The organism is Pseudomonas sp. GX19020, from assembly GCF_023371075.1.
Classification (GTDB): Bacteria; Pseudomonadota; Alphaproteobacteria; order Rhodobacterales; family Rhodobacteraceae; genus Pseudogemmobacter.
The window spans coordinates 1-21,839 of the sequence record NZ_JAMCCR010000019.1 but is presented as its reverse complement, the minus strand read 5'-3'; the positions used below and the strand labels follow the sequence as shown (position 1 = coordinate 21,839).

The 21,839-nt window shown below is 61.7% G+C and carries 22 protein-coding genes and 1 pseudogene; 9 read left to right on the top strand and 14 right to left on the bottom strand.

The window, feature by feature from the left end:
* The first annotated feature begins 50 nt into the window (after positions 1-50).
* Genes M3484_RS20735 through M3484_RS20725 form a run of 3 tightly spaced genes read left to right on the top strand, consistent with a single transcriptional unit; the run spans position 51 to position 1,094 of the window.
* Positions 51-590: a lysozyme gene (locus tag M3484_RS20735; RefSeq protein ID WP_249499056.1), complete on the top strand. Its 540-nt coding sequence runs from the start codon at positions 51-53 to the stop codon at positions 588-590.
* A 1-nt stretch (position 591) separates the two neighbouring features.
* Positions 592-873, top strand: coding sequence for a hypothetical protein (locus tag M3484_RS20730; RefSeq protein ID WP_249499055.1), 282 nt, complete (start codon positions 592-594; stop codon positions 871-873).
* Positions 870-1,094 (top strand): hypothetical protein, encoded by a 225-nt coding sequence (locus M3484_RS20725; protein ID WP_249499054.1) that lies wholly within the window; start codon positions 870-872, stop codon positions 1,092-1,094. Before M3484_RS20730 ends, M3484_RS20725 begins: the two co-directional genes overlap by 4 nt.
* A gap of 58 nt (positions 1,095-1,152) precedes the next feature.
* On the opposite strand, the gene M3484_RS20720 is transcribed toward M3484_RS20725, so the two are convergent.
* Positions 1,153-1,491, bottom strand: coding sequence for a hypothetical protein (locus M3484_RS20720; protein WP_249499053.1), 339 nt, complete (start codon positions 1,489-1,491; stop codon positions 1,153-1,155).
* 592 nt (positions 1,492-2,083) lie between these two features.
* Positions 2,084-2,419: a hypothetical protein gene (locus tag M3484_RS20715; protein WP_249499052.1), complete on the bottom strand. Its 336-nt coding sequence runs from the start codon at positions 2,417-2,419 to the stop codon at positions 2,084-2,086.
* Between the two features lie 1,526 nt (positions 2,420-3,945).
* On the opposite strand from M3484_RS20715, the gene M3484_RS20710 reads away from it, so the two are divergent.
* From M3484_RS20710 to M3484_RS20695, 4 genes are all read left to right on the top strand, one after another.
* Positions 3,946-5,010 carry a hypothetical protein gene (locus M3484_RS20710; RefSeq protein WP_249499051.1) on the top strand — a complete coding sequence of 355 codons (1,065 nt, stop codon included), beginning with the start codon at positions 3,946-3,948 and terminating at the stop codon, positions 5,008-5,010.
* A gap of 164 nt (positions 5,011-5,174) precedes the next feature.
* On the top strand, positions 5,175-7,223 hold the full coding sequence (locus M3484_RS20705) for a catalase (RefSeq protein ID WP_249499050.1): 2,049 nt from the start codon (positions 5,175-5,177) through the stop codon (positions 7,221-7,223).
* Positions 7,224-7,743: 520 nt separating this feature from the next.
* Positions 7,744-8,973, top strand: a complete 1,230-nt coding sequence (locus M3484_RS20700) for an NAD(P)/FAD-dependent oxidoreductase (protein WP_249499049.1) — start codon at positions 7,744-7,746, stop codon at positions 8,971-8,973.
* Between the two features lie 200 nt (positions 8,974-9,173).
* The gene (locus M3484_RS20695) at positions 9,174-9,425 is read left to right on the top strand and encodes a GlsB/YeaQ/YmgE family stress response membrane protein (protein WP_249499048.1); all 252 of its coding nucleotides are present in this window, start codon (positions 9,174-9,176) and stop codon (positions 9,423-9,425) included.
* A 45-nt stretch (positions 9,426-9,470) separates the two neighbouring features.
* On the opposite strand, the gene M3484_RS20690 is transcribed toward M3484_RS20695, so the two are convergent.
* Together M3484_RS20690 and M3484_RS20685 are read right to left on the bottom strand one after the other, a co-directional pair.
* The gene (locus M3484_RS20690) at positions 9,471-9,959 is read right to left on the bottom strand and encodes a YciE/YciF ferroxidase family protein (protein ID WP_249499047.1); all 489 of its coding nucleotides are present in this window, start codon (positions 9,957-9,959) and stop codon (positions 9,471-9,473) included.
* 63 nt (positions 9,960-10,022) lie between these two features.
* A complete protein-coding gene (locus M3484_RS20685) occupies positions 10,023-10,319 on the bottom strand; it encodes a PRC-barrel domain-containing protein (protein ID WP_092899056.1) in 297 nt (98 codons plus the stop codon).
* 189 nt (positions 10,320-10,508) lie between these two features.
* Here M3484_RS20685 and M3484_RS23845 point away from each other — a divergent pair, with 189 nt between their 5' ends.
* A complete protein-coding gene (locus M3484_RS23845) occupies positions 10,509-11,330 on the top strand; it encodes a transglutaminase-like domain-containing protein (RefSeq protein WP_249499046.1) in 822 nt (273 codons plus the stop codon).
* A 447-nt stretch (positions 11,331-11,777) separates the two neighbouring features.
* On the opposite strand, the gene M3484_RS20670 is transcribed toward M3484_RS23845, so the two are convergent.
* From M3484_RS20670 to M3484_RS20635, 9 genes are all read right to left on the bottom strand, one after another.
* Positions 11,778-14,228 carry a GcvT family protein gene (locus M3484_RS20670; protein ID WP_249499045.1) on the bottom strand — a complete coding sequence of 817 codons (2,451 nt, stop codon included), beginning with the start codon at positions 14,226-14,228 and terminating at the stop codon, positions 11,778-11,780.
* Positions 14,229-14,236: 8 nt separating this feature from the next.
* Positions 14,237-15,238, bottom strand: a complete 1,002-nt coding sequence (locus tag M3484_RS20665) for an arginase family protein (protein WP_092899062.1) — start codon at positions 15,236-15,238, stop codon at positions 14,237-14,239.
* 64 nt (positions 15,239-15,302) lie between these two features.
* Complete coding sequence (locus M3484_RS20660; RefSeq protein ID WP_092899064.1) at positions 15,303-16,025, bottom strand: amino acid ABC transporter ATP-binding protein; 723 nt, start codon at positions 16,023-16,025, stop codon at positions 15,303-15,305.
* Between the two features lie 3 nt (positions 16,026-16,028).
* Positions 16,029-16,754 carry an amino acid ABC transporter permease gene (locus tag M3484_RS20655; protein WP_216279358.1) on the bottom strand — a complete coding sequence of 242 codons (726 nt, stop codon included), beginning with the start codon at positions 16,752-16,754 and terminating at the stop codon, positions 16,029-16,031.
* An 18-nt stretch (positions 16,755-16,772) separates the two neighbouring features.
* Positions 16,773-17,606 carry a transporter substrate-binding domain-containing protein gene (locus tag M3484_RS20650; protein ID WP_249499044.1) on the bottom strand — a complete coding sequence of 278 codons (834 nt, stop codon included), beginning with the start codon at positions 17,604-17,606 and terminating at the stop codon, positions 16,773-16,775.
* 108 nt (positions 17,607-17,714) lie between these two features.
* Entirely contained in the window at positions 17,715-18,326 is a 612-nt protein-coding gene (locus M3484_RS20645; RefSeq protein ID WP_092899066.1) for a cupin domain-containing protein, read from the bottom strand.
* A gap of 350 nt (positions 18,327-18,676) precedes the next feature.
* The gene (locus M3484_RS20640) at positions 18,677-19,903 is read right to left on the bottom strand and encodes a type II restriction endonuclease (RefSeq protein WP_502942495.1); all 1,227 of its coding nucleotides are present in this window, start codon (positions 19,901-19,903) and stop codon (positions 18,677-18,679) included.
* Positions 19,827-20,285: a hypothetical protein gene (locus M3484_RS24075; RefSeq protein ID WP_502942494.1), complete on the bottom strand. Its 459-nt coding sequence runs from the start codon at positions 20,283-20,285 to the stop codon at positions 19,827-19,829. The genes M3484_RS20640 and M3484_RS24075 overlap by 77 nt, the downstream gene beginning before the upstream one ends.
* Positions 20,173-20,739, bottom strand: a complete 567-nt coding sequence (locus tag M3484_RS20635) for a hypothetical protein (RefSeq protein WP_249499042.1) — start codon at positions 20,737-20,739, stop codon at positions 20,173-20,175. The genes M3484_RS24075 and M3484_RS20635 overlap by 113 nt, the downstream gene beginning before the upstream one ends.
* Before the next feature lie 96 nt (positions 20,740-20,835).
* Between M3484_RS20635 and M3484_RS24070 the strand changes: the two genes are divergently transcribed.
* Positions 20,836-21,093, top strand: coding sequence for a hypothetical protein (locus M3484_RS24070; protein ID WP_249499104.1), 258 nt, complete (start codon positions 20,836-20,838; stop codon positions 21,091-21,093).
* On the opposite strand, the pseudogene M3484_RS20625 reads toward M3484_RS24070, so the two are convergent.
* A pseudogene (locus M3484_RS20625) lies at positions 21,021-21,615 on the bottom strand (transposase); the annotation flags it as partial. The gene M3484_RS24070 and the pseudogene M3484_RS20625 sit on opposite strands and share 73 nt — an antisense overlap.
* Between the last annotated feature and the right edge of the window lie 224 nt (positions 21,616-21,839).

Here is a 21,839-nt window from a genome sequence, read left to right as displayed (position 1 = left end):
GCCCCGCCATCCAGCGGGGCTTTTTCACATCCACCCATAAGGAGATCGACATGATCCAGTTCCTGACCGGGCTTCTGGCCCGGATCGGTACGCTTTTCCGTGCGCGCCCGAAATTCTCTGCCACCGGCGGCCTCACCGCCATGCTGGCCGCAGCCGCGATCTTCGTCGCACACTGGGAGGGCGAACGGACAAAAGCCTATCTCGACCGCATCGCTGTCCCGGCCGTCTGGACCGTCTGTTACGGCGAGACCAAGGGAGTGAAGCAAGGGGACAGCTACACCCCGAAGCAATGCCTCGGCATGCTGACCGCCTCGCTCGCCGGGTATTATGCCCAGCTGGTCAAATGCGTCCCTACGCTCTCGCAGCAGCCTCAGGGCGTCCAGGTCGCGCTGACCAGCTGGACATACAATGTCGGCGCCGGCGCGGCCTGCAGCTCCACCTTGGCAAAGCGAGCCAATGCCGGGGATTGGGTGGCCGCCTGCAACGAGCTTCCGAAATGGAACAAGGCCGGCGGCAAGGTGGTCAGAGGCCTGACCAACCGGCGGGCCGATGAGCAGCGCCTTTGCCTCGCCTCTCTGAAAGGAGCCTGACATGCGCCCGATCTTCATTCTCTGGACCCGGAGCTTCTGGCTCGGGATCCTGCCTTCGCTGGTGATCGCGCTGGATATCGTGGTGAGCGTGGTAGCGGCCGTCGCCTCAGATCCCGGCCTTGTGCCGCCGGTGGCCACGCTGATCGGCTGGCTGTGCGGTGGTGACCCGGTGGTGATCGAGGGGTGGATGCTCCGGAGCGCCCCATTGCTGGCGCTGGTGATCGCGCAGCAGCGGGCCGGATCGGCGCGGCCCTATACCTCCAACCCGAGGGCACGTCCGTGATCCGCGCAATTCTCGCCGCGCTCTGGAAGCCCGTCGCCTTGCTGCTGGCCCTGCTGGCAGTGTGGTGGCGGGGCCGGGCGAGCGCAAAGCAACAGACCGCGCTGGAGGCCGCAGAGGCCTATGCGCGCACCCGGAAAGGAATGGATGATGCGCCTGATATCGGCAATGACCCTGACGCTGCTCGCCGCTGGCTGCGCGAGCGGGACGCCAACCAGCGGTGACGCAATCTGTGATGGGTCGAGGGCGGCGCGGGCCGATCATGCGGCCGCCTTGGCGGTGTCACCGGATGACCGGGCGGTGGTCAGCGGGGCCCGGCTGATCGCGCTGATCGATGCGGGGTGTCGCTGATTTTGTGATTTGCAGAATCGGCAAATGTTCCGCAAATGTTCCTGCATGTTCGCTCACCATCTCCACCTGACTTGCCGATGCGGTCACTACCGCAAGATCCTCGCTCAGGATGTCCCTGATGCATGGCAGCAGGATCGGCTGAACATCCGGCCTGAGGTATTCGACCGGATGCTTTGCCTCGTCTGCGGTAAGCGCGGGCGCCCACAGTCGACCATCATTGACCCCGTTCATACCGGGCCAGCCGGCGATGGCTGGCTGCGCAAAAGCCAATCACAGGATCAGTGAGATCACGATGATCATCATCTACACTTCGCCGGGCTGTGGCCCGTGCGTTGCGACGAAACGTGCCCTGGATTACCGGCTATGGTGAATGGAGCGCGGCTGATCGGCGCGGGGTGCGGATAATTCTCGGTTGGGAGAAACCTTGTAACCCATTGATTGGTATAGAGGCGGAATTGACGCGGTTGGGAAAAGTATCTATTTAATCCAACGCAACGCAGCCGCCTCCAAAACCGTAGGTCGCGGGTTCGAACCCTGCTGCCCCTGCCAATAGAACCAAAGAGTTAGTGGTTCGACTCTCCGACATCCATGACCACTTGGTAGTTTAGTCGGGAACACTTGCCGCGAATCCCCCACGTAAAAGCCACCGGCCTTAGACCGAGGACTTCGCAATCCAGACGCCTGCGGTGATCAGTCTGCTCAGAGCCTGGAACGGACAGAGCGCAGCCCGGGGATGGCGCGGATCATGTCGCCCATCCAAAGCTCCGGACCAGCGCACAGGCCCCTTCGGTTATGGCCCCGATCAGGATGGCGAGATCCGGTTCAGGCGCCCGGGCGTCGCGATGCTCGAGCAACCCATAGATCACCAGTGCCCGGGCGAGATAGCGCGCGATAACCCGAGCGCGCGATCTGCGCGCTGATAGTTCTCGCGCCAGATGAGCTGGAAACAGCCCCGGCCATAGCCCGCCTTGCTGGCTTGGTCGACTGTGCCGTATTTCCTGCACTTGCCGCGCCCATATTCCCGGATCGGCTGCGCGGTCTGCGCCGTGTCGTGGTAAGCCGTCGCGAGAATACAGACGCGGAAGCTGCGCGGCAGGGTCTTGGCGGCGGCAAGGACGGCGTTCACGCCATCCACCTGCGCCTGTTTCAGGCTGCCGCCAAACAGCGGTCGGATCGCGACAAAGAGTGCCTCGGTCATGGCGATCTCCATGATGGGAAAAGCCCGGCGCGGCGGCCGGCGGGATACAGGCAAAATTACCTACGCAATCTCGCCGTCTATCGTCGCGGCGGCGTTGCAGCTATCAAGGCCACATAGTGAGTAACCGATTGTAATCTTGTTGTTTAATCAGTTGGCGGCATTACCCGCACGTTGCGTAAATAGTTGTGTCATTGAGATTTTACGAGTTAAGCGGAATTAACCGCTGAAGCCCGTCGGTGCGAGAGCCCGTCGGGCTTTCGTATTTTTGCCGTGCGGACGCGCCCGCCATGCAGAAACGGCCACACAGGTTCCGGATCCAAACTTCCGGTTTTCGCCATGTTTTTCGGTGCACCCGTTACCTTTACCTTTCGCTGTCAATGTCCTGTCAGCGATCACGGCTCACCCCGCCCCCACCAGAGCGGGGGTGGGATATCACGGTCTCGGCTGCAATTTCTCCAGCTGCGCCCGCTGATCACCCGTTCCGGCTGGCCCATGTCGGCGCCGAGCGCATTCCCCGCGATGGCCATGCCAACAGCGGTCGGGATTTCCCAGATCAGGTCACAGGGCCTGATCGGCCGGCGCCGGGCCCGGACTTTGCCCGCGTGATACATCGCGCGACCCGAGAACACGGCCAGCAGCGCGGTCGCAGCCCCGCCGATGAATTGGTTGATGGTTGCAATCAGGCCGGGACCGGGCGGGGATCGCGCAGTGGGATGTCGTTCAAAAGCGCCTCCTGCGCGTCAGAGCATTGCGGCGATCACGGTCGCCCGTCAGCGCGATATCCGGTGATGAGGGTCACCACCAGGTTCTCTGGCGAGTGATATCCCTCATATTCCTGACTGTTCTGGGGCCCTACGAGCGGAAATCCTGTTCCCGAGCAGCCGGAAGTCGGTCCGAAACGTGGCGCAAATGAACATGACACCGCCGATTTCCAGCACTCTCTTCTGCGCCCGGTTCTTCCCTGCATCTTCAACCAGTCCGCAAAGCACATCGTTGCCATCGATGCGGAAGTGACAATAGTCATGATTGTCGGGGAGAACGTAAACCATTTCAGATACGATCAAATTCTAAATCCGCGAGAGCAGATCAGGCCAACGCAGTTGTCGGTTGTTGGCGAGGCCGCCGGTAAGGATCAGCGCATCCACGGCTTCCAACGCCCGCCCAGGAGACGGTAACTTTTCCCTGGTGCGCGGCTCATGCACTTTCGGCCTCCGGTCTCCCTGCGATTCCGCTCAGAAAATCGGGCGCGGGCGGGTGACCTGAGCCAGGACGAAAACCGCAGGCCTGGCGGATTGACGCCGCTTTGTCCCGGCCACCCCCGGCATAGACGGAACCGGACTACATCTTTCACGTTCCTCTCAGGATGCGGCACCCGATCCCCTGCCGCCTCATCAGTTTGTATTCAATCGCCTGCACAGGCGCTTTCGGGAGGGACGTTCATGAACAGCATCATCTATCTGGTAGGCCTTGTGGTCGTGGTTCTGGCGATCCTGTCTTTTCTTGGCCTGCGCTGAGGAGGGGCCGGAATGGAACGTACAGAAACCATGACATCCGCTGCGGCACCGCGCCGCGACGTCACAGGCTCCTACATAGACTGGGCTGCCATTCTCGGCGGCACGGTGGTTGCAGCCGCGATCGGCGGGCTTTTCACCGCCTTTGGCGCTGCTTTGGGTCTGTCAACGATCTCGGCCGAGCCCGGCGAAGGATCTCTCAATCTCTGGCTGGTCGTCACGGCCATCTGGCTCGTGATCTCGCTGGTCGTAAGCTATCTGGCCGGCGGCTATATCGCGGGCCGGATGCGGCGGCGGGTCGATGACGCAACCGCCGATGAGGTGTCGGCACGCGACGGCATCAATGGCCTCGTCGTCTGGGGTCTGGGAATGCTGGTCACGACCTGGATTGCCGCAGGTGCCATCAGCGGCGCCGCTTCGGCGGTCGGGACGGCTGCGACGGCTGCCGGATCGGCAGTGGGCGGTGTGGTCCAGGGCGCAGGAGCGGTTGCAGGAGGCGCGATCCAGGGCGTCACCCAGGCTGTGGGTGCAGCTATGCCCGACGATGCCGATGAAGGGCTGATGGATTACATAAACAGCACCCTTATGCGCCCCGGGGTCGACGGCATTCGTCAGGGCGTGCAGCAGGCCGACGGCACCACCTCGCCCGGCACGCCATCGATGGATGACGCGGAGCTCGCACGGCAAAGCGGCGTAGTCCTGGGCAATGTGATGCGGACAGGCGAGATCTCGGACGGTGATCGTGCCTTCCTGATCGCCGCCGTCGCGCGTCGTACCGGACAAACCGAGGCCGAGGTTGAGGCCCGCGTGGATCAGGCCGTAACGGCGGTCCAGGAGGCACGCTCGAAAGCAGAGGCCGCCGTCGCGGAGGCGCGCGCCGAGGCCGGGCGTCTGGCCAAAGAGGCGGAAGAGGCCGCCATCGCCGCAGCCGAGACCGCACGTAAAAGCGCGATCCTGACCGCCTTCCTGCTGACCGCCGCCGCATTGGTGGCCGGTGCCGCCGCCGTCGCCGGCGCGGTACGTGGGGGCCGTCATCGCGACGAGAACCGCATCTGGGGCGGGTTCAGCTACCGCATCTGATCGGCAGAAGACCGGCCCGGGGCGCGTCTGAATGGCGTGCCCCGATAAACCGCAGAGGAACGACGCGGTAATGAGGCGCCCCACCCAGGTGACCGAGACGGCACCACGGGCCTCTGACGTCACTGCCCGGCGCCACACTTTCCCACCTTTGAAAGGCAGGACAGATGGCACGCAAATCCTATGACACGGCCACCGGAAATTCCGGAGAGACACAGCAGCGCGGCGGCGAGGCTCTCACGACGAATCATGGCATTCCGGTTTCCGACAACCAGAACTCGCTGCGCGCGGGTGCCCGGGGGCCGACGCTTCTCGAAGATTTCCTGCTGCGCGAGAAGATCTTCCATTTCGACCATGAACGCATCCCCGAGCGCATCGTTCATGCCCGAGGCTCGGCCGCGCATGGGGTCTTCACCTGCACCGATCCGATCCCGGACTTCAGCCGCGCCAGCCTGTTTGCAGAGAAAGGCAAGGAAACGCCGGTCTTCGCACGGTTCTCCACGGTCGCGGGCGGGGCCGGATCGGTCGATACGCCGCGCGATGTGCGGGGCTTTGCGGTCAAATTCTATACCGATCAGGGCAACTGGGATCTGGTCGGCAACAATATCCCGGTCTTCTTCATACAGGACGCGATCAAGTTTCCGGACCTGATCCATTCGGTGAAGATGGAGGCCGACAAGGGCTATCCGCAGGCGGCTTCGGCGCATGATACCTTCTGGGATTTCATCTCGCTGATGCCCGAAAGCCTGCATACGGTGATCTGGGCGATGTCTGACCGCGCCATTCCGCGCAGCCTGCGGATGATGGAGGGCTTCGGCGTTCACACCTTCAAACTGGTGAATGCCCAAAGCGAGGTGCGTTTCGTCAAGTTCCACTGGCGCCCGGTTCTGGGCACCCAGTCGCTGATCTGGGACGAAAGCGCGAAACTCCAGGGCGCCGACAATGACTATCACCGCCGCGACCTTTATGAGGCGATTGCGGCAGGCGATTTCCCCGAATGGGATTTCGCGGTGCAGGTCTTCGATCAGACCCTGGCTGACAGCCTGCCCTATGACGTGCTCGACCCCACAAAGATCATCCCCGAAGAGGTGGTGCCGCTGCGCGTGATCGGCCGCATGACCCTGAACCGCAACCCCGACAACCATTTCGCCGAGACGGAACAGGCGGCCTTCCTGCCTTCGAACATTGTGCCGGGGATCGAATTCAGCGATGATCCGCTGCTGCAGGGGCGGCTGTTCTCTTATCTCGACACGCAGAAATCACGGCTGGGCACGACGAATTTTCACCAGATCCCGGTGAATGCGCCGAAATGCCCCTATGCCAATATGATGCGCGACGGGCTGATGCAGACCGCCGTGCCGCAGGGCCGCGCGAATTACGAGCCGAACAGCCTCGATCAGGCCGGCGAGAACCCAGGTCCGCGCGCCGGCGCTGCGGGTTTTGTCACCGCCCCGCAGGAGGTTGCGGGTGAAAAGCTGCGGATCCGCGCCGAGAGCTTTGGCGATCATTACAGCCAGCCGCGTATGTATTGGCGCTCGATGACGGAAAATGAACAGGCGCATATCGCCTCGGCCTTCGTCTTCGAACTGTCGAAGGTGGGGCTTGGCCATGTACGCGCGCGGATTCTGTCGCATCTGCGGGTGATCGACGAAGATCTCGGCACGCGCGTGGCGGACGGGCTGGGGATCGGGCTGCCAGAGCCTGCCAGACCCTTCCACGCGCCGCTGGATCTTGATCCTTCGGACGCGCTGTCGATCCAGAAAAACTGGAACGAGACGCTGAAGGGCCGCAAGATCGGCCTTCTGATCGCCGAAGGGTCGGACAAGGAGGGCATCGACAAACTGACCAGGGCCATCGAGGCCGAAGGCGGCACGGTCTTTACCATTGCGCCGAAGGTCGGCCCGCTGAAGCTCAAAGGCGGCAGCATCACCCCGGACGGCCAGCTTGCAGGCAGCCCATCGGTGCTGTTCGATGCCATCGCCATGATCCTGATGCCCGATCAGGCAGAAAAGCTGGCGAAAGACAGCGCTGCCATCGGCTTTGTGATGGATGCTTTCACCCATCTCAAAGCCATCGGCCATTGCAAGGGTTCGGCGGTGATCCTGACCCGCGCCGGGATCAAGGACGGCGCGGGCATCGGCCCGTGGGAGGATCTGCCCGACACCGCAAAGCGCCGTTACTGGGCGCGCGAGGCGGGGCTGCGTGATCTTGCATGACTGGCAGGGCCATGACGCCGAGGGCGGAGAAGATCGTCTGTCCCACCAATGCGGGTCTTTATTGCGCGCCGGGGATTTCTACATCGCCCCCCTCCGCCCAGCCGCCGCGCGCGCTGGCGCCCCATGGCCATTCCGACCCTGCAAGGCGCCACAATGATCCGGACCACTTCCTGTTGCAGGTCACGCGGGACGAGGCCTGGCGCGGGCGCATCGGTGACATGCTGGCGCGCAATCCCCATATCGAGCTGCGCGCGCTGCCTCGCGTCGCGCCAATGGCGGCGCTCCTGTTGCCGGAGATGGGCAGCCTCCGGTGCCCCGCCGCGCGAGGGTGCGGTCAGCCTGCGCCATATGGCAGCCGGCGGGCCCGACATTGGCGATCCGGCCTATGAGCCACTGGCGGCGGACGGTATCGCGCTTGCCTGTTCGGCGAGGGTCGTCGTCCTGCCCGTTCCGGGGCGCGGCAGGCAGGACCGGCGAAAGACGCGGTACATCCGGGGCAACAGCTGAAGGACGGCGCATCATGGCAAAGCACAAGGCGAAGACCCGCAAGGATGATCTGCGGACCGGCACACCCTTCTGGGTGAAGACGCCGCATTCGACGGTTGCGGCACAGGCAGACCTGACCCGTGACCGTTTCGACGTGATCGTGGTCGGGGCGGGCATCTCGGGCGCGCTGGTTGCCGAGGCGCTGACAAAAGCCGGGAAATCGGTGCTGATCCTGGACCGGCGGCCACCGGTGCGCGGCTCCACCCCGGCCTCCACGGCGATGATCCAGCATGAAATCGACGTGCCGCTGACGCGGCTGCGCCGGAAGATCGGCAAGGATCATGCCGACCGGGCCTTGCTGCGGTCGGTCCGCGCGGTTGACGATCTGATCACGCTGGCCGGAGAGCTGAAGCTTGACTGCCAGATGCGCGCCAAGCCCGCGCTTTATCTGGCGGGCAATGATCTGGGCGCAAGAGCGCTGTCGAATGAGGCAAAGGCACGCGCAGAGATCGGCATCCGCGCCGAATACCTCAGACGCGCCGATCTGATGGAGCGCTATGGCATCGACCGCCCTGCGGCGATCTGGTCCGATGCCTCGGCCTCGGCCAATCCGGCCCAGCTGACGGCGGGGCTTTTGCAGGTGGCCCTGTCGCGCAAGGCCCAGATCGTCTCGCCGGTCGAGATCACCGATATTGCGGAACTGCCCGGCGGTATCGCGCTGGCAACACGGGCGGGCGAGGTTCTGGTGGCCGGCCATGCGGTGTTCTGCACCGGCTATGAATACCTGCCGCAGATGAAGACGAAATCGCATCATGTCACCTCGACCTGGGCACTGGCCTCTGCGCCGCTCAGCTCCCTGCCCGGCTGGATGCGCGACACCATCGTCTGGGAGGCTGCCGATCCGTATCTCTATTTCCGCACCGATGAGGCCGGGCGCGTGATCGCGGGCGGCGAGGATGAAGATGCATGCGACGCCAATGCCGATCCGAAGAAGCTGGCGAAAAAGGCAAAGATCATTGCGAAGAAGCTACGCGATCTGACCGGGGTGAAGATCGGCAGGCCGGCCTGTACCTGGTCGGCGCCGTTCAGTGTCACCGAGGACGGGCTGCCGATCATCGACCGGGTGACGGGGTTCGAGCGCGCCTTTGCGGTTATGGGGTTTGGCGGCAATGGCATCACTTTTTCGGTCATCGGAGCGCAGATCGTCGCCGCCGCTATTGCCGGCACGCCCGATCCCGATGCCGGGATCTTCCGCTATCGCTGATCCAGCCTCAGACGGCGAATGCGGCTTTGCATCCGCTCTTACCCCTCGAAGATCCCGCAATTGGCGGATCGCCCGGGGATCTCGCGAGGCAAGCCGATACCTCTGGGAACCCGACGGGCGCCAATGCGTTTCCGGAAAAGCCGCCCTGTCTGGAACACCCCCCCCTGGGCGTCGCGGCACCAGTCCAACAGGAGAGACGAATGGACAATGAAAGCATCGGCTGGATCGCAGCCATCATCATCGGTGGCCTCGCCGGCTGGATCGCATCGGGTTTCATGAAATCCGATACCGGGATTTTCGCAAATGTGCTGCTCGGCATCGTCGGGGCCGCAATCGCAAGGTTCCTCTTTGGCCTGCTGGGCGTCTCTTTCGGGGGCTGGCTTGGCTATCTGGTTGCCGGCGCCGTGGGGGCCTGCATTCTGATCTGGGGCGCGCGCGCGGTCCGGCGCTGACCTGAAAAGGCCGGCCCGGATATGACCGGGCCGCCCTGCGCAGGATCACTTCTGCTTCTTGCCCGCCTCGTTCACGGCCATCACCGCAAGCGCGGTGAGACGTGCATTGGCGGCCTTTTCCTCATCGAGGATGGAACTGAGCAGGGTATGGGCCTCGTCATGGCCCAGCACCTTCGCCCATTCCCGCAAGGTCCCGTAGCGGGCAATCTCGTAATGCTCGATGGCCTGGGCCGCACCGATCAGCGCCACATCCAGCGCATGGCCCTCGGCCTCTGCGATCAGCCCGTCTGTCTCTTTCAACAGCCCGGCCATGGCATCGCATTTCTCGCCGGCGGCCTTTTGTCCGATGGATTTGAACACCTTGTCCAGCGTGGCGATATGGCCTTTCGTGTCGGCAAGGTGATCGTCGAAGGCGCGCTTCAACTCGGCATTATTCACCGATTTTGAAACTTTCGGCAGCGCCTTGAGCAAAGCGGTCTCGGCCCAGTAGATATCCTGCAACGTATGCTCAAAGGCATCCTGAAGCGTTTTCATGGGGTTCTCCCTATGTGAAGCCGCCCGCCCTGCCCGGGCGGACGGCAGCCATTTCCCAGGCGATCAGTGGCGATGCTCCGGCAGGGCCTTCAGCTCGTCCTTGGTCCAGCGGGTCACTGCATGGACGGCATTGCTCTCGTCACGCATGAAATCGAGGTCACGCGCCGGGACAGCGACCGGCTTGGCGCCGATACCAAGGAAGCCGCCGACATCGACGATGATCTGCGCCCCGGCACCCTGGCCATGCACTTCAGAAACATGGCCGATCTTCTCGTCGCCGGGGCCATAGATGGTAGCCCCGTTCAGCACGGCCTCGGTCAGTTCCGTGTCGTTCAGGCGGATATGTCTGGTATGGTCCATGGTATTCTCTCCTTTTACGCAAAACACTCGTGCAGAGGTAACATCTCCTCCGGATCAAGGTTCCGGACAGGTCACCGGCAACGGCGGGTCTTTGCCACGGATGATCAGACATGCCCCTGTCGCGGCTCTGCCTGTCGGAACCTGTCTCGCCCGCAGGCGTTCATCCTGCCTCAAGTGAGGAGTATGAATGTGCTTATCAGGTTGGGTTACGAGATCGAGATCACCTGCGATCAGCCGACAGAGGTGATCGCGCTGCTGGATCCACATCCGGATTTCGCCGGGAGCATCATCAGAACCAGCGGGCTGCAGGTTTCACGCTCTGTCCCCAACCGGACCTATGCCGACCCCTATGGCAATTCCTGTCTGCGACTGACAGCACCCGCCGGTGCCCTGCGCCTGTCACGCGACAGCCTGGTCGAGGTGGACGGCCGGCCGGACCACTGGGATGAGACGGCACGGGAATGCCCGCTCAGCGCCTTGCCAGACGAGGTGCTTGGTCATCTCCTGGCCAGCCGCTACTGTGAGACCGATCTCATGATGGCAAAGGCCTGGGAGTTGTTCGGCAATGTGGCGCCGGGCTGGACGCGGGTGCGGGCGATCTTTGACCATGTGAACCGGCACCTCACTTTCGGATATGAGCATGCGCGCGCCACCCGTACCGCCTCGGAGGCCTGGCAGGAGCGGGTCGGTGTCTGCCGTGATTTTGCGCATCTCGCGATCACGCTCTGCCGCTGCATGAATATCCCGGCACGCTACGCCAATGGCTATCTCGGCGATATCGGTGTGCCGGACAATCCGGCGCCGATGGATTTTAACGCCTGGTGCGAGGTCTGGCTGGAGGATCGCTGGTTCACCCTCGACGCCCGCCATAACGAACCCCGCATCGGACGGGTGGTGATTGCGCGCGGCCGGGACGCGACCGATATCCCGCTGATCCATTCTTTCGGCCCGCATCTGCTGACCAGGTTCAGGGTCTGGACCGAAGAAGCACAGGAAACGGTAGCCCGATAGCCCCAGGAGTTGCAGACGCCTTGCCCGGAAATTTCGGAAGCAAGGCGGACAGGATCCCGGGAGCGGAATTCACAGACGAGTTCAGGCGCGATGAGGCGCAAGGCTGACAGTTATGCTGCCGCGACCAGCGCGACTTTCTGCCTGACCATCAGGGCCGGGCTGATCTTGCACCGCATCTGGGAGACCCGACCTCAGGCCGATACCACCATCTTCCGGGTCATCAATAGCTGCTTTACCCCGCGCCGCCGGCCTTTTGCCCTGACAGGCAAAAGCCCCCTGGCGTTCAGACGCCAGGGGGCCCAATTCAGCGACAGGCCGGAACACTTACGTGACAGCTCCGGCACCGCCGAGATCGAAAGCGTGGCATGCCCCCAATTTGGCTAGGGGAACATCAGGACAATGCCCTTCTGATGCGGCCATTTTTTAACACCAGCGCGGTGTGGTCGCTCAGCTTTTGATTTTCGAACCGCTAGGATCATACCAGGGACCGAACTGTACCCGTGCCGGATAGCGCTTCATTGCCACCTCGACCTCCCAGGTGCCTGTCTCAAGCCATTCCCGTTTGACGCCCTCGGGATGCGACACATAGGCGAGGCCTAGCGAGGCGCCGACACGGTGACCGTAAGCCCCCGACATCACCGATCCGACCAGTTCCCCGTTGCGGGTCAACGGCTCGTAATGGAAGAGCATCGGCGCGTCGGCACCGCCTTCCAGCTGAACCTGTACGAGGCGACGGCGTACGGTGCCTTCGGCCTTTTGCGCCAGCAGCGCATCGCGACCGATGAAGCCACCTTCCTTCTCCAGCGCCACAGCAAAGCCGAGACCGCCGTTATAGGGCGTGTCTTCTTCACCGATGTCATGGCCCCAGTGCCGGTAGCCCTTTTCCATCCTGAGCGAGTTCAGCGCGAAATAGCCGGCGGGTTTCAGCCCGAGATCCTTGCCGGCTTCCGCCAGCACCTCCCAGACATGGCCTGCGAATTCCGCATCGATCAGCAGCTCAAAGCCAAGTTCACCAACAAAGGTCAGGCGGCTTGCGCGCACCCTTGCATAGCCAAGATCGATCTCGCGCGAGGTGCCGAAGGGGAAACCGTCGTTCGAGAAGTCATCGGGCGAGATCCGCGTGAGCAGTTCGCGCGATTTCGGTCCCATCACTGCCAGCATCGGCGTGGCCGAGGTGATGTCGCTGATATGGACGCGTGCACCTTCGGGCAGATTGCGGCGGAACCAGCTGATGTCGCGGCGCTGCGATACTGCCACCGTGATCACAAGGAACTCGGTTTCAGAGACACGGATCACCGTCACATCGGCCTCGATCCCGCCCCGCGGGTTCAGCCATTGGGTATAGACGATCTTGCCGGCCTCGACATCGCAGTTTCCGGCGCAGATCTGGTTCAGCGCTGACAGCGCATCCGGCCCTTCGACACGGTATTTCACGAAGCAGCTATAGTCGAAGACCGAGACATTCTCGGCTGTATTGCGGCATTCTGCGGCGACATTCGGGAACCAGCTGGGCTGGTGGTAGGAATAGTCGATATTCGCGAGTTCCTCGGGCGTGCCGAAGAAGCCGGGCCGTTCCCAACCTGCCAGCTCGGTCATGAAGGCGCCCGCTTCCAGCATCCGGTCATGGAAGGGAGAGCGCCGCACGCCCCGCGCGGTTTCAAACTGCTTGCCCGGCCAGTGCATGTCGAAAAGCGTGCCGATGGTCTCGACAGAGCGGTCTTCGAGATACTTGCGGTTGCGCTGGAATTTCTGCGTCCGGCGCACATCGACATCGATCAGCTCAACCGGCGGATGACCATCGGCGATCCAGGAGGCCATCGATTTGCCGACCCCGCCCGAGGACAGAATGCCGATCGAGTTGAAGCCGGTGGCCGAAAACAGCCCGCTGATCTCGGCGGTCTCGCCGAGGTGATAGCGGTTGTCGGGCGTAAAGGCTTCCGGGCCGTTGAAGAACAGCTGGATCCCGGTCTTTTGCAGCACCGGCACCCGTTCCATCGCCATTTCAAGATAGGGCGAGATATGTTCGATATCTTCGGGAATCGCGTCGAAGCAGAAGCTTTCCGCGATACCTTTCTGACCCCAGGGTTTGGCGCCCGGCTCGAAAAAGCCGACCAGCAGCTTGCCGGCGTCTTCTTTGTAATAGCTCCACTCATCGGCCATGAACATGACCGGCAGATCGCGCTTGAGCTCGGGGATTGCCTCGGTCACGACATAGAAATGCTCGGCCGCATGCAATGGCAGGGTGACACCGATATCTGCGGCCAGATCGCGCGACCACATACCGCCGGTAATCACCACCTTCGAGGCGGCGATCGGGCCGAATTCGGTCATCACGCCAGAGGCGCGGCCGTTCTCGTGCAGAATTCTGGTGACGGTGACGCCTTCAAGGATCTTGGCGCCACCCATCCTTGCACCTTTGGCATAGGCCATGGTCACATCGGCGGGGTTCACCTGGCCGTCATCGGGGAACCAGAATCCGCCGACCAGACCTTCGGTCGAGATCGGGTCCCAGCGTTCCTTTACGGCTTCGGGTGTCAGCGCCTCGACCGGCAGCCCGAAGTTGCGTCCCATCGAAGCGCCGCGCGCCAGCTCTTCATAGCGCGCATGGGTTTTTGCCAGACGCAGAGACCCATTGCGCTTGAATCCGGTGGCCTGACCGGTTTCCTCTTCCAGCCGGCCAAACAGCTCGCCGGTATATTGCGCCAGCTCGGTCATCCGCTGCGACGCGCGCAGCTGCGTCACCAGCCCGGCAGCATGCCAGGTGGTGCCGCAGGTGAGCTGTTTACGCTCCAGCAACACCACGTCGGTGATGCCAAGCTTCGTCAGGTGATAGGCGATCGAACAGCCGGCAATACCGCCGCCAATGATGACGACCTCTGCCTTCGATGGGATATGCATGCCAAGTCTCAGCGGTTGGTGTGGATATAGTCGGCCATCAGCGAGAGCATCTCGAACATGACGACCATGGCATTCTGCGCGGTGATCTTGTTCGGGTTGTCCTTGGTCGGGATCAGGCAGACCACGTCACCACCGACCACATTCAGACCGCGGAGGCCCTGGAGCATACGGACGGCCTCGCCGATGCGGATGCCGGGATAGCCCGGCTCCAGGTTCGAGGCCCCGGGCGCGTCGCAGGGGTCGAGGCTGTCCAGATCGAAGGTGATGTAAACCGGGGTATCGCCGATCCGCTCACGCAGGATCTCGACCACGCCTTTCCAGCCGATTTCCTCAACCTCATCCATGCCGACGATCCGGTAGCCCAGTTCGTCCGAAGTGTTCAGCGAGCCGGCGGTTCCGACATTCGCGCGGATGCCGATTTGGGTCGATTTGGAGGCGTCGACATGGCCTTCCTCGACCAGATAAGCGCCCCAATGCGCCGCCGAGCGCTTATTGCCCAGCCAGTGCGGCAGATGCATCAGCGTGTCGGTATGGCTGTCAAAATGCACCAGCGCGACCTTTTGCCCCCCGGTCAGCGAGGAATGCGCGCCGGCGCAGGCCTTGACCAGCGGTCCGGTGATCGAGTGATCGCCACCCATGGCGACAACGCGGGTGCCGGCTTTCTCGAACTGCGCGGCATAGGCCTCGATATGCTCAACCGAGACGTCATTGTTCATCGCTTCGGGCAGCGGCGTGTCACCGGCATCATTGATGGTGACGAGATCCCAGGGCGTGATCCCAAAGCGGCCATGGCTGCGGCGATAAAGGGCCGAGATATTCCTGACCGCGCGCGGCCCGAGATGCTGGTCACGCTCGGTCGAGCCATTGCCGGAACTGTGCGGCACGCCGATCAGGGCGATATCGGCCGCAGCGGGATCTTCGTTCCAGTCGCAGCGGAAGAAGGTCGGGATACCATGCCAGTACCAGCGGCCCACATCCTTTTTGGCCTGTTCGATGTCGAAATCAGCCATGTCATTCTCCTTGGGGTATTAAGCATTGCCGGGAGCGCGCGGCCCCTGCCAGTCAATCTGACGGTCAATGCGAGATCTGTGAGAGGAAGGCGCGCGCGCGATCCGATTTCGGCGTGGCGAAGAACTCTTCGGGCGGGGCCACTTCGATGATGCGTCCGGCATCCATAAAGACAACGCGGTCCGCGACCTTGCGGGCAAACGCCATCTCATGGGTGACGCAGATCATGGTCATGCCTTCGGCCGCCAGCTCGCCCATCACATCCAGCACTTCGCCGACCATTTCCGGGTCAAGCGCCGATGTCGGCTCGTCAAACAGCATGACCTTCGGCTTCATGCAAAGCGCCCGCGCGATGGCGACCCGCTGCTGCTGGCCGCCCGAGAGCTGGATCGGATATTTCCAGGCCTGATCCAGGATATGGACCCGGGCGAGGTATTCCTCTGCCATCTTCCGCGCCTCGCGGTCGCTCACCCCGCTGGCGAGCTTTGGTGCGAGGATGCAGTTTTCCAGCACGGTGAGATGCGGGAAAAGATTGAAATTCTGGAACACCATGCCTGCAGTCCGCCGGACCTTCAGCACATCTTTTGGTGCCCCCACCTCCAGCCCATCAAGCCGGATTTCGCCGCTGTCATGCGGCTCAAGATGGTTCACGCAACGGATCAGCGTGGATTTCCCTGACCCCGACGGGCCGCAGATCACCACCTTCTCACCCTGGGCGATATCAAGGCTGACATCTTTCAGCGCATGAAAGGCGCCGTAGTTCTTATTGACGTTTTTCAGGCTGATCATTTCTTACCACCCCCTGCTGCGGCGGGTTTCGGCCAGCACGGCGGCCTCGGTGCGGCTTGACCAGCGGAAGCGGCGCTCGACCAGTTTCTGCAGCCCCATCAGGCAATAGACCATGACCAGATACCAGGTCAGCGCCACAGCGTAATATTCCGAGAACTGGAAGGTCCGGGCGACATTGATCTGGGTGACGGTCATCAGCTCCTGGAGCGAGATGATCGAGGCCAGCGAGGTCAGCTTCAGCAGCGTGATGAATTCGTTCATCGTCGGCGGCAGAGCCACCCGCAGCGCCTGAGGCATCATGATATAGCGGTAGATATGCGATTTCTTCAGGCCGATGGCCTGGCCCGCCGCCATCTGCCCGTTATCCACTGCCGAAAGCGCAGATCGGTTGATCTCGACCTGATAGGCCGATTCATTCAGCGAAAGCGCAATCCATGCTGCAAGGAAGGGCGTGAACCATTCCTCACGAAAAATCGGGAAGATCTGCGGCAGGGCGTTCCAGACGAACAGCAATTGCAGCAGTGTCGGAACTGCCCGGAAAAAACCGACATAGGCGGTGATCAGTTTGCGCAGAATTGAGGGTGGTCCGTTAAGGACCACCGCCAGGGGCAGCGCGATCAGGATCGCGGTCATATGCGCAGCAACCGTCAACCCGAGGGTCAGCAACGCGCCGCGCAGGAAGGGCCATGAAAACAGGGCCTCCCAAAAGGTTGAAACATCAAAACTCATGGTAGCCCTGTCAGTATATTACTCGCCGATGCCGTTGAGCTGCGAGGGCGAGAGGTTCCATTTTTCGACGATCTTCAGCAGCTCGCCATTCTCAACCAGAGCCTTCACCGCCTCGCCGGTTTTCGCCGTTTCGGCGTCATCCTTGCGCAGATAGACCGAGAAAGGCTCGAAAACGGCGGCGGGCATGGTGAAGACCACATCGAACTTGCCGGGATCTTCCAGCTCGCGGAAGGCGATCTCGGTATCCTGGGTCACGACATAGGCGGCACGCCCGACCAGCAGCTGCTGGATCGCATCGCTTTGTTTGGGATATTGCTGGATTTTGGTCGGAGCAAGGCCCGCAGCTTCCAGCTCGGCATTCAGCGCTTCCATCCGGCCGGGATATGAGGTTCCCGATTGCACCGCGACGGTTTTGCCCGCCAGTTCGGCAATATCAGAGACGGCAGGCGCCCCTTTGCCGGCGATCAGCACGGTGGATGTGTCAAGATAGGGCACGGCGTTGAAGGTCTTCAGGCGGTCTTCACGCAGCACAGTGCCGGAAATCACCGCGTCGCAGCGCCCTGCCTCGAGGCTGGGCAGGAGGCCCGCGAAATCCATGCTGACAAAGCTGACGGCAACGCCCCAATGCGCAGCCAGCGCACGCGCAACATCAATATCAACGCCGCTCGGCTCTTTGTCGGCAGCATTCGCCATGTATTCCATTGGCGGGAACGTCGGGTCAACGCAGACCGAGAAGCCGTCTGCCGCAAAATCCGGCACGCTCTGGGCGGCAAGGGGCGACGCGGCGGCGACGATCACCGCTGCCAGTGTCGCTTTGCCCGGAATCATACATCTGCTGAGGCGGGTATTCATGAAATTGCTCCCTGTACTGTTTTTACAGAACGTGAAGCTGTTCGGCGATCTCGTCAATAACAATTTCGCAAATACCGAACTTTGTTCTTCATAAGCGTAAAAAAATGATCAGGCCGGGGGCGGAGTCATGATGAATACGGCAATCGTGGGCAGCAAAGACGAGGGGTTACGAAAGCTGTGCAGGCGCCGGGGATCAAAGCTGATCGAATCTCCGGGGTGAAGAATCGTCTCCTCACCCTCGATGTTCAGGGCAAGATCGCCACTTATGACCAGAACCAGCTCCTCCTCGGAACGCAGCGCATAAAGTTGATCACCTGCGGTTCCCCCCGGTGCGATTTCCGACCAGATCGCTTGCATCTTTACCCCGTGGCTGGGGGTGAGAAGATGATCGGACACACCGATTCCGCCGAATTTGATCGGCTGGCGCGCCTCGGCCCGCACCAGAACATTCGGCGAAGGCGCAAAAAGATCACCTACCGGCAGGCTCAGCGCATCGCAAAGGCTGACAAGCGAAGCAACCGAGGGCGAAGTCTTGTCGCGCTCGATGTCGCTGAGAAACCCTTTGGCGAGACCGGTCTTTTGCGAAACGTCGTTCAGGGTGAGATCCAGCGCCCGTCGACGGGCGCGCAGGATCGCGCCGAACTGATGTGCATCCCGCCGGGCAGAGCTCTCCGTATCGTCCGATTCGGCTTCTTCTCGCACAATGGGATCTCTGGCCATAGGGGAGACGCTCCTTGGGAATTTCGCTGACAACGAACAGGTGTCGACCCAAATTCCCGCAACTGCAAGCCCTGCCGGTCAGGAAAAACGACGGGAAGCACCATCTTCCCTCCCGGGCGACGGGGCGTCAGTTCCGCTTCACCGGCCTCCAGCCGCAAGAAGCATGATGCCCATCAGGCCGGCCATCAGATCGATCAGCCACCTGCAAGCTTCTTTTGTCTTGCATAGAAGAAGGTGTACCCTGGTCGGGTGGCGCGGGGCGCCCATGTCTTATCTGCCGCATCCTGGCACTCGAATGGCCCGAAGAATCCAGTTTCCGAACTTTCAGTGTTTCTCGAAATCTGCGGCCATCACGCCCTCAGCAGCCGCATATCGCGGATGAAGGATTCCAGCGTTTGCAGGTGAGGCTGAACTGATCCGGGGAACTTCTCGATTATCGGCTTGGGCACGACAAGCGTTACCTTTGCTTCAACCATCTCTTTGAACTGGGCTTCCGAGATCCCTTCCTGCAATGTCAGCAGGTGCTTGTGTTCCACACGATTGGCCTCATTCAGAATCTGGCGCCAACGGTCTTTCATTGTGGTCTTCACCGCCAGCATCCGCAGCTTCTCCGCCGGAAAATGCGTATCTTTGTAGGCCGCTTCTGACGGGAACAGAAAATCCGGTGATTTCCCCGGTTCAGATTCGGGCTGGTGCGAGAAGTCGATCCCCTCAACGAGCTTCTCTTCTAAAAAGATCTCACGGGCATGGAGTTCGAGTGACCGGCCGGCGCGCGACTTCCGGCGCTGGAGAATGGTCTGCGCGCGGGAAACGAACCCGTCAATATCCGTGAAGCCCTTTTTGATAAGCGGCAGCTCAACAGCTTCCTCAACGCTGCGGAATATTTCATATTCACAGGCACGCCGTTTCATGAGGCGCAGATCGGGCATCAGGCTGCCATGGGACTGAAGCCCGGCCGCCCTGGCGATGATCTCGGTTCCGCTGGGGAATTTCGAAAGCCATGCAGCAGGAATCTCGGCTGGCGTCAGCCAGCAACTGGCACGGACGGAGGCAGTTGTCGAGAAAAGGTCGCCCTGGATCACGCCGCCAACCGGTTGGATGAATGCTTTGCCAGGCTCGACGGGACCGATGCGATCCTCGACCAGATCTTCCTCAGGTTCATGGCGGCATACCCAGATGTGACACTTTGGCCCCGCTTCCTGACCAAGGGCAAATGCGAATATGGTCAGCGCGCCGGTATTTTCAGGGTCGAGCAGTGCAGATTCAGAGCCACCCCAATTCGTAAGCCGGGTTTCGTCGCGCCCGTTCCTCTGCTGCTTGTACCGTTTTGAATTGTAGTAGAATGCGCGGATCTGGCGGTAATCGGCATGGCTGTCGATGTAGACGTCGAACCAGGCGGTCGGATTTTCGACGTCAACCCGACCGAGAGCGGGCAAGACGTCGAACAGTAAGTTTTTGGGAATATAGGGACCGGCCTGGTGCGTTTTGTTGGCAAGCGTGTCATTGCCGCTCAGTCGTTTGACATACCATGTGTAATGCGGCCCACTGTATTCGTTGAGCCAGTCTCCCAGGTCCATCATCTGCCGCGCCCCCCGCATCTCGCACCTGACCGCTGCTCCGCTGCGCCACGCAGCCATCCGCCCCCGGGTCTCTTCCGGTCCAATGCCCCCGGTGCCCGAAACGCGCATTCCCAGATCTCCGGACGACATACACCAGCCTCGGCGCACAAAACACTGACACGTACATCTCTTGTCCAATGCGTGGCGATTTTGACTTCCTGGAAATCCTGCATGGCGCTGGCATCTTGGTAAGAGAGCAGTCATGCCCGCACCAGAAACAACCATGACTAAAATTGGCAGCGCGGTATCTTGGAAGGCACGGATCGGGCTTGCCCGATATTTCCTTTTGATGCAGCCAGCAGCGCAAGCAGAGCGCGTGAAGACCTGATCGTACAGCTATTTGATTCCTGGTATTTTTGCCTCTGATTCCGGACATCATCCGGTGACGGGTTCCAATCCCAGACGCCGGCGTCGGCGTCGGCGTCGGCGTCGGCGTCGGCGTCGGCGTCGGATGCGCCGAAGGCCGTTTCCATCGCATCGCGCAAGGTGAGGAAATAGCCCGGCACGAAATGCGCGCCTGCTTCCTCGTACCCAGACTTGCGTCCGGCATCGACCGGTTCAAAGGCCGGATCTGGAAACTTGCTGTCGGGATAGTTCGCAGCCTCGGAGCGCTGTACCTCGACGAGGATCTGCCAGCCGGAGCCGAGACAGCGCACAGCGTTATTGATCCGACCGGCAACGGCGGCCAGTTCGGCGGCGAAAGCAAAATCCAGATCCGGCCCGCGAGAATTGCGGTCTTCTGGTAACTGCCGTCCTTCTTCAGCACAAAACCGGGACCAACCAGGGCTGCCCATTGCAGATAGTCGGAAAGTCGAGCGGAGGTCCGGCAATATTCGGTGAGGTTCATAATGCTCGCGCCCTCACACCGACAGATGACCGGGGATGCGCAAATGTCTGCGCCCGACCTCTACAAAGAGCGGATCGCGTTTGGTCGCCCATTCCGCGAGGAGGTGTCCGACCGACCGGATGGCGTCGGACGCGCCGAAGGCCGCTTCCATCGCGCCGCGCAGCGTGGCTGCGGCGATGTGCTGACTGCGTTCGAGATGAGGCATCAACACCCCGCCGCAGCGAAGATAAGCATGTTCGGCTTTTCCCGTTTGATCCGCCGCCTTGGTTTGATCAGCAGGTTCAGCTGCAGCTCGCAATAGATCCGGCGGACGCGCTTGTGGTTCCAGGCATGGCCGCGAACATTGCGCAGATACGAGACAAGCACAGGCCGAAACCCCAAGTCCGGTGCGCCCTGGTCAGGCCTTCGAGAAGATCGGCGATGGTCTCGTTCTCGGCACAGCGCTTCGGGCTGTAGCGAAAGCAGGTCTCGCTAACCCCGAATGTGCGGCAGGCCAGCGCAATGCAGCCCCCCTTCGTCGCCACCGCCCTCGCGGCCAACTCGCGGCGTTGAGCTGGCCGCGTCACTTTTTCCCAAGGCTTCCTTGAGCAGGTCAGCCTGCATGCTCAGATCTGCAAATGCGCTTCAGGCGCCGGTTCTCATCCTCCAGAGCCTTCATCTGGCTCATCATGGACGCATCCATGCCGCCATACTTCGCCCGCCATTTGTAGAAGCTCGCGCTGCTGATCCCATGCTCTCGGCACAGCTCCGGCACCGCAACGCCGCCCTCGGCCTGGCGCAGCACCGCCATGATCTGCGGTTCGCTAAATCGGGTTTTCCTCATTCGAATCTCCTCAGCTCACGCTACGAGAAAATTCTACGAGCACAGCCCCGTAACCATGGGGAGGATTACCCGACGACAAGCCATTTATCACGTCGATGTGACCCCGCCGATTTCCCGCTGTGGTTTCCGCGCGATTGCTTCCGATATGCTTCTGGAGCTCGGGATGCCCAAATGCATCAATTCTCCCGAAGGAGACTTAAGAGATTGAAATGTAACGGAATTTT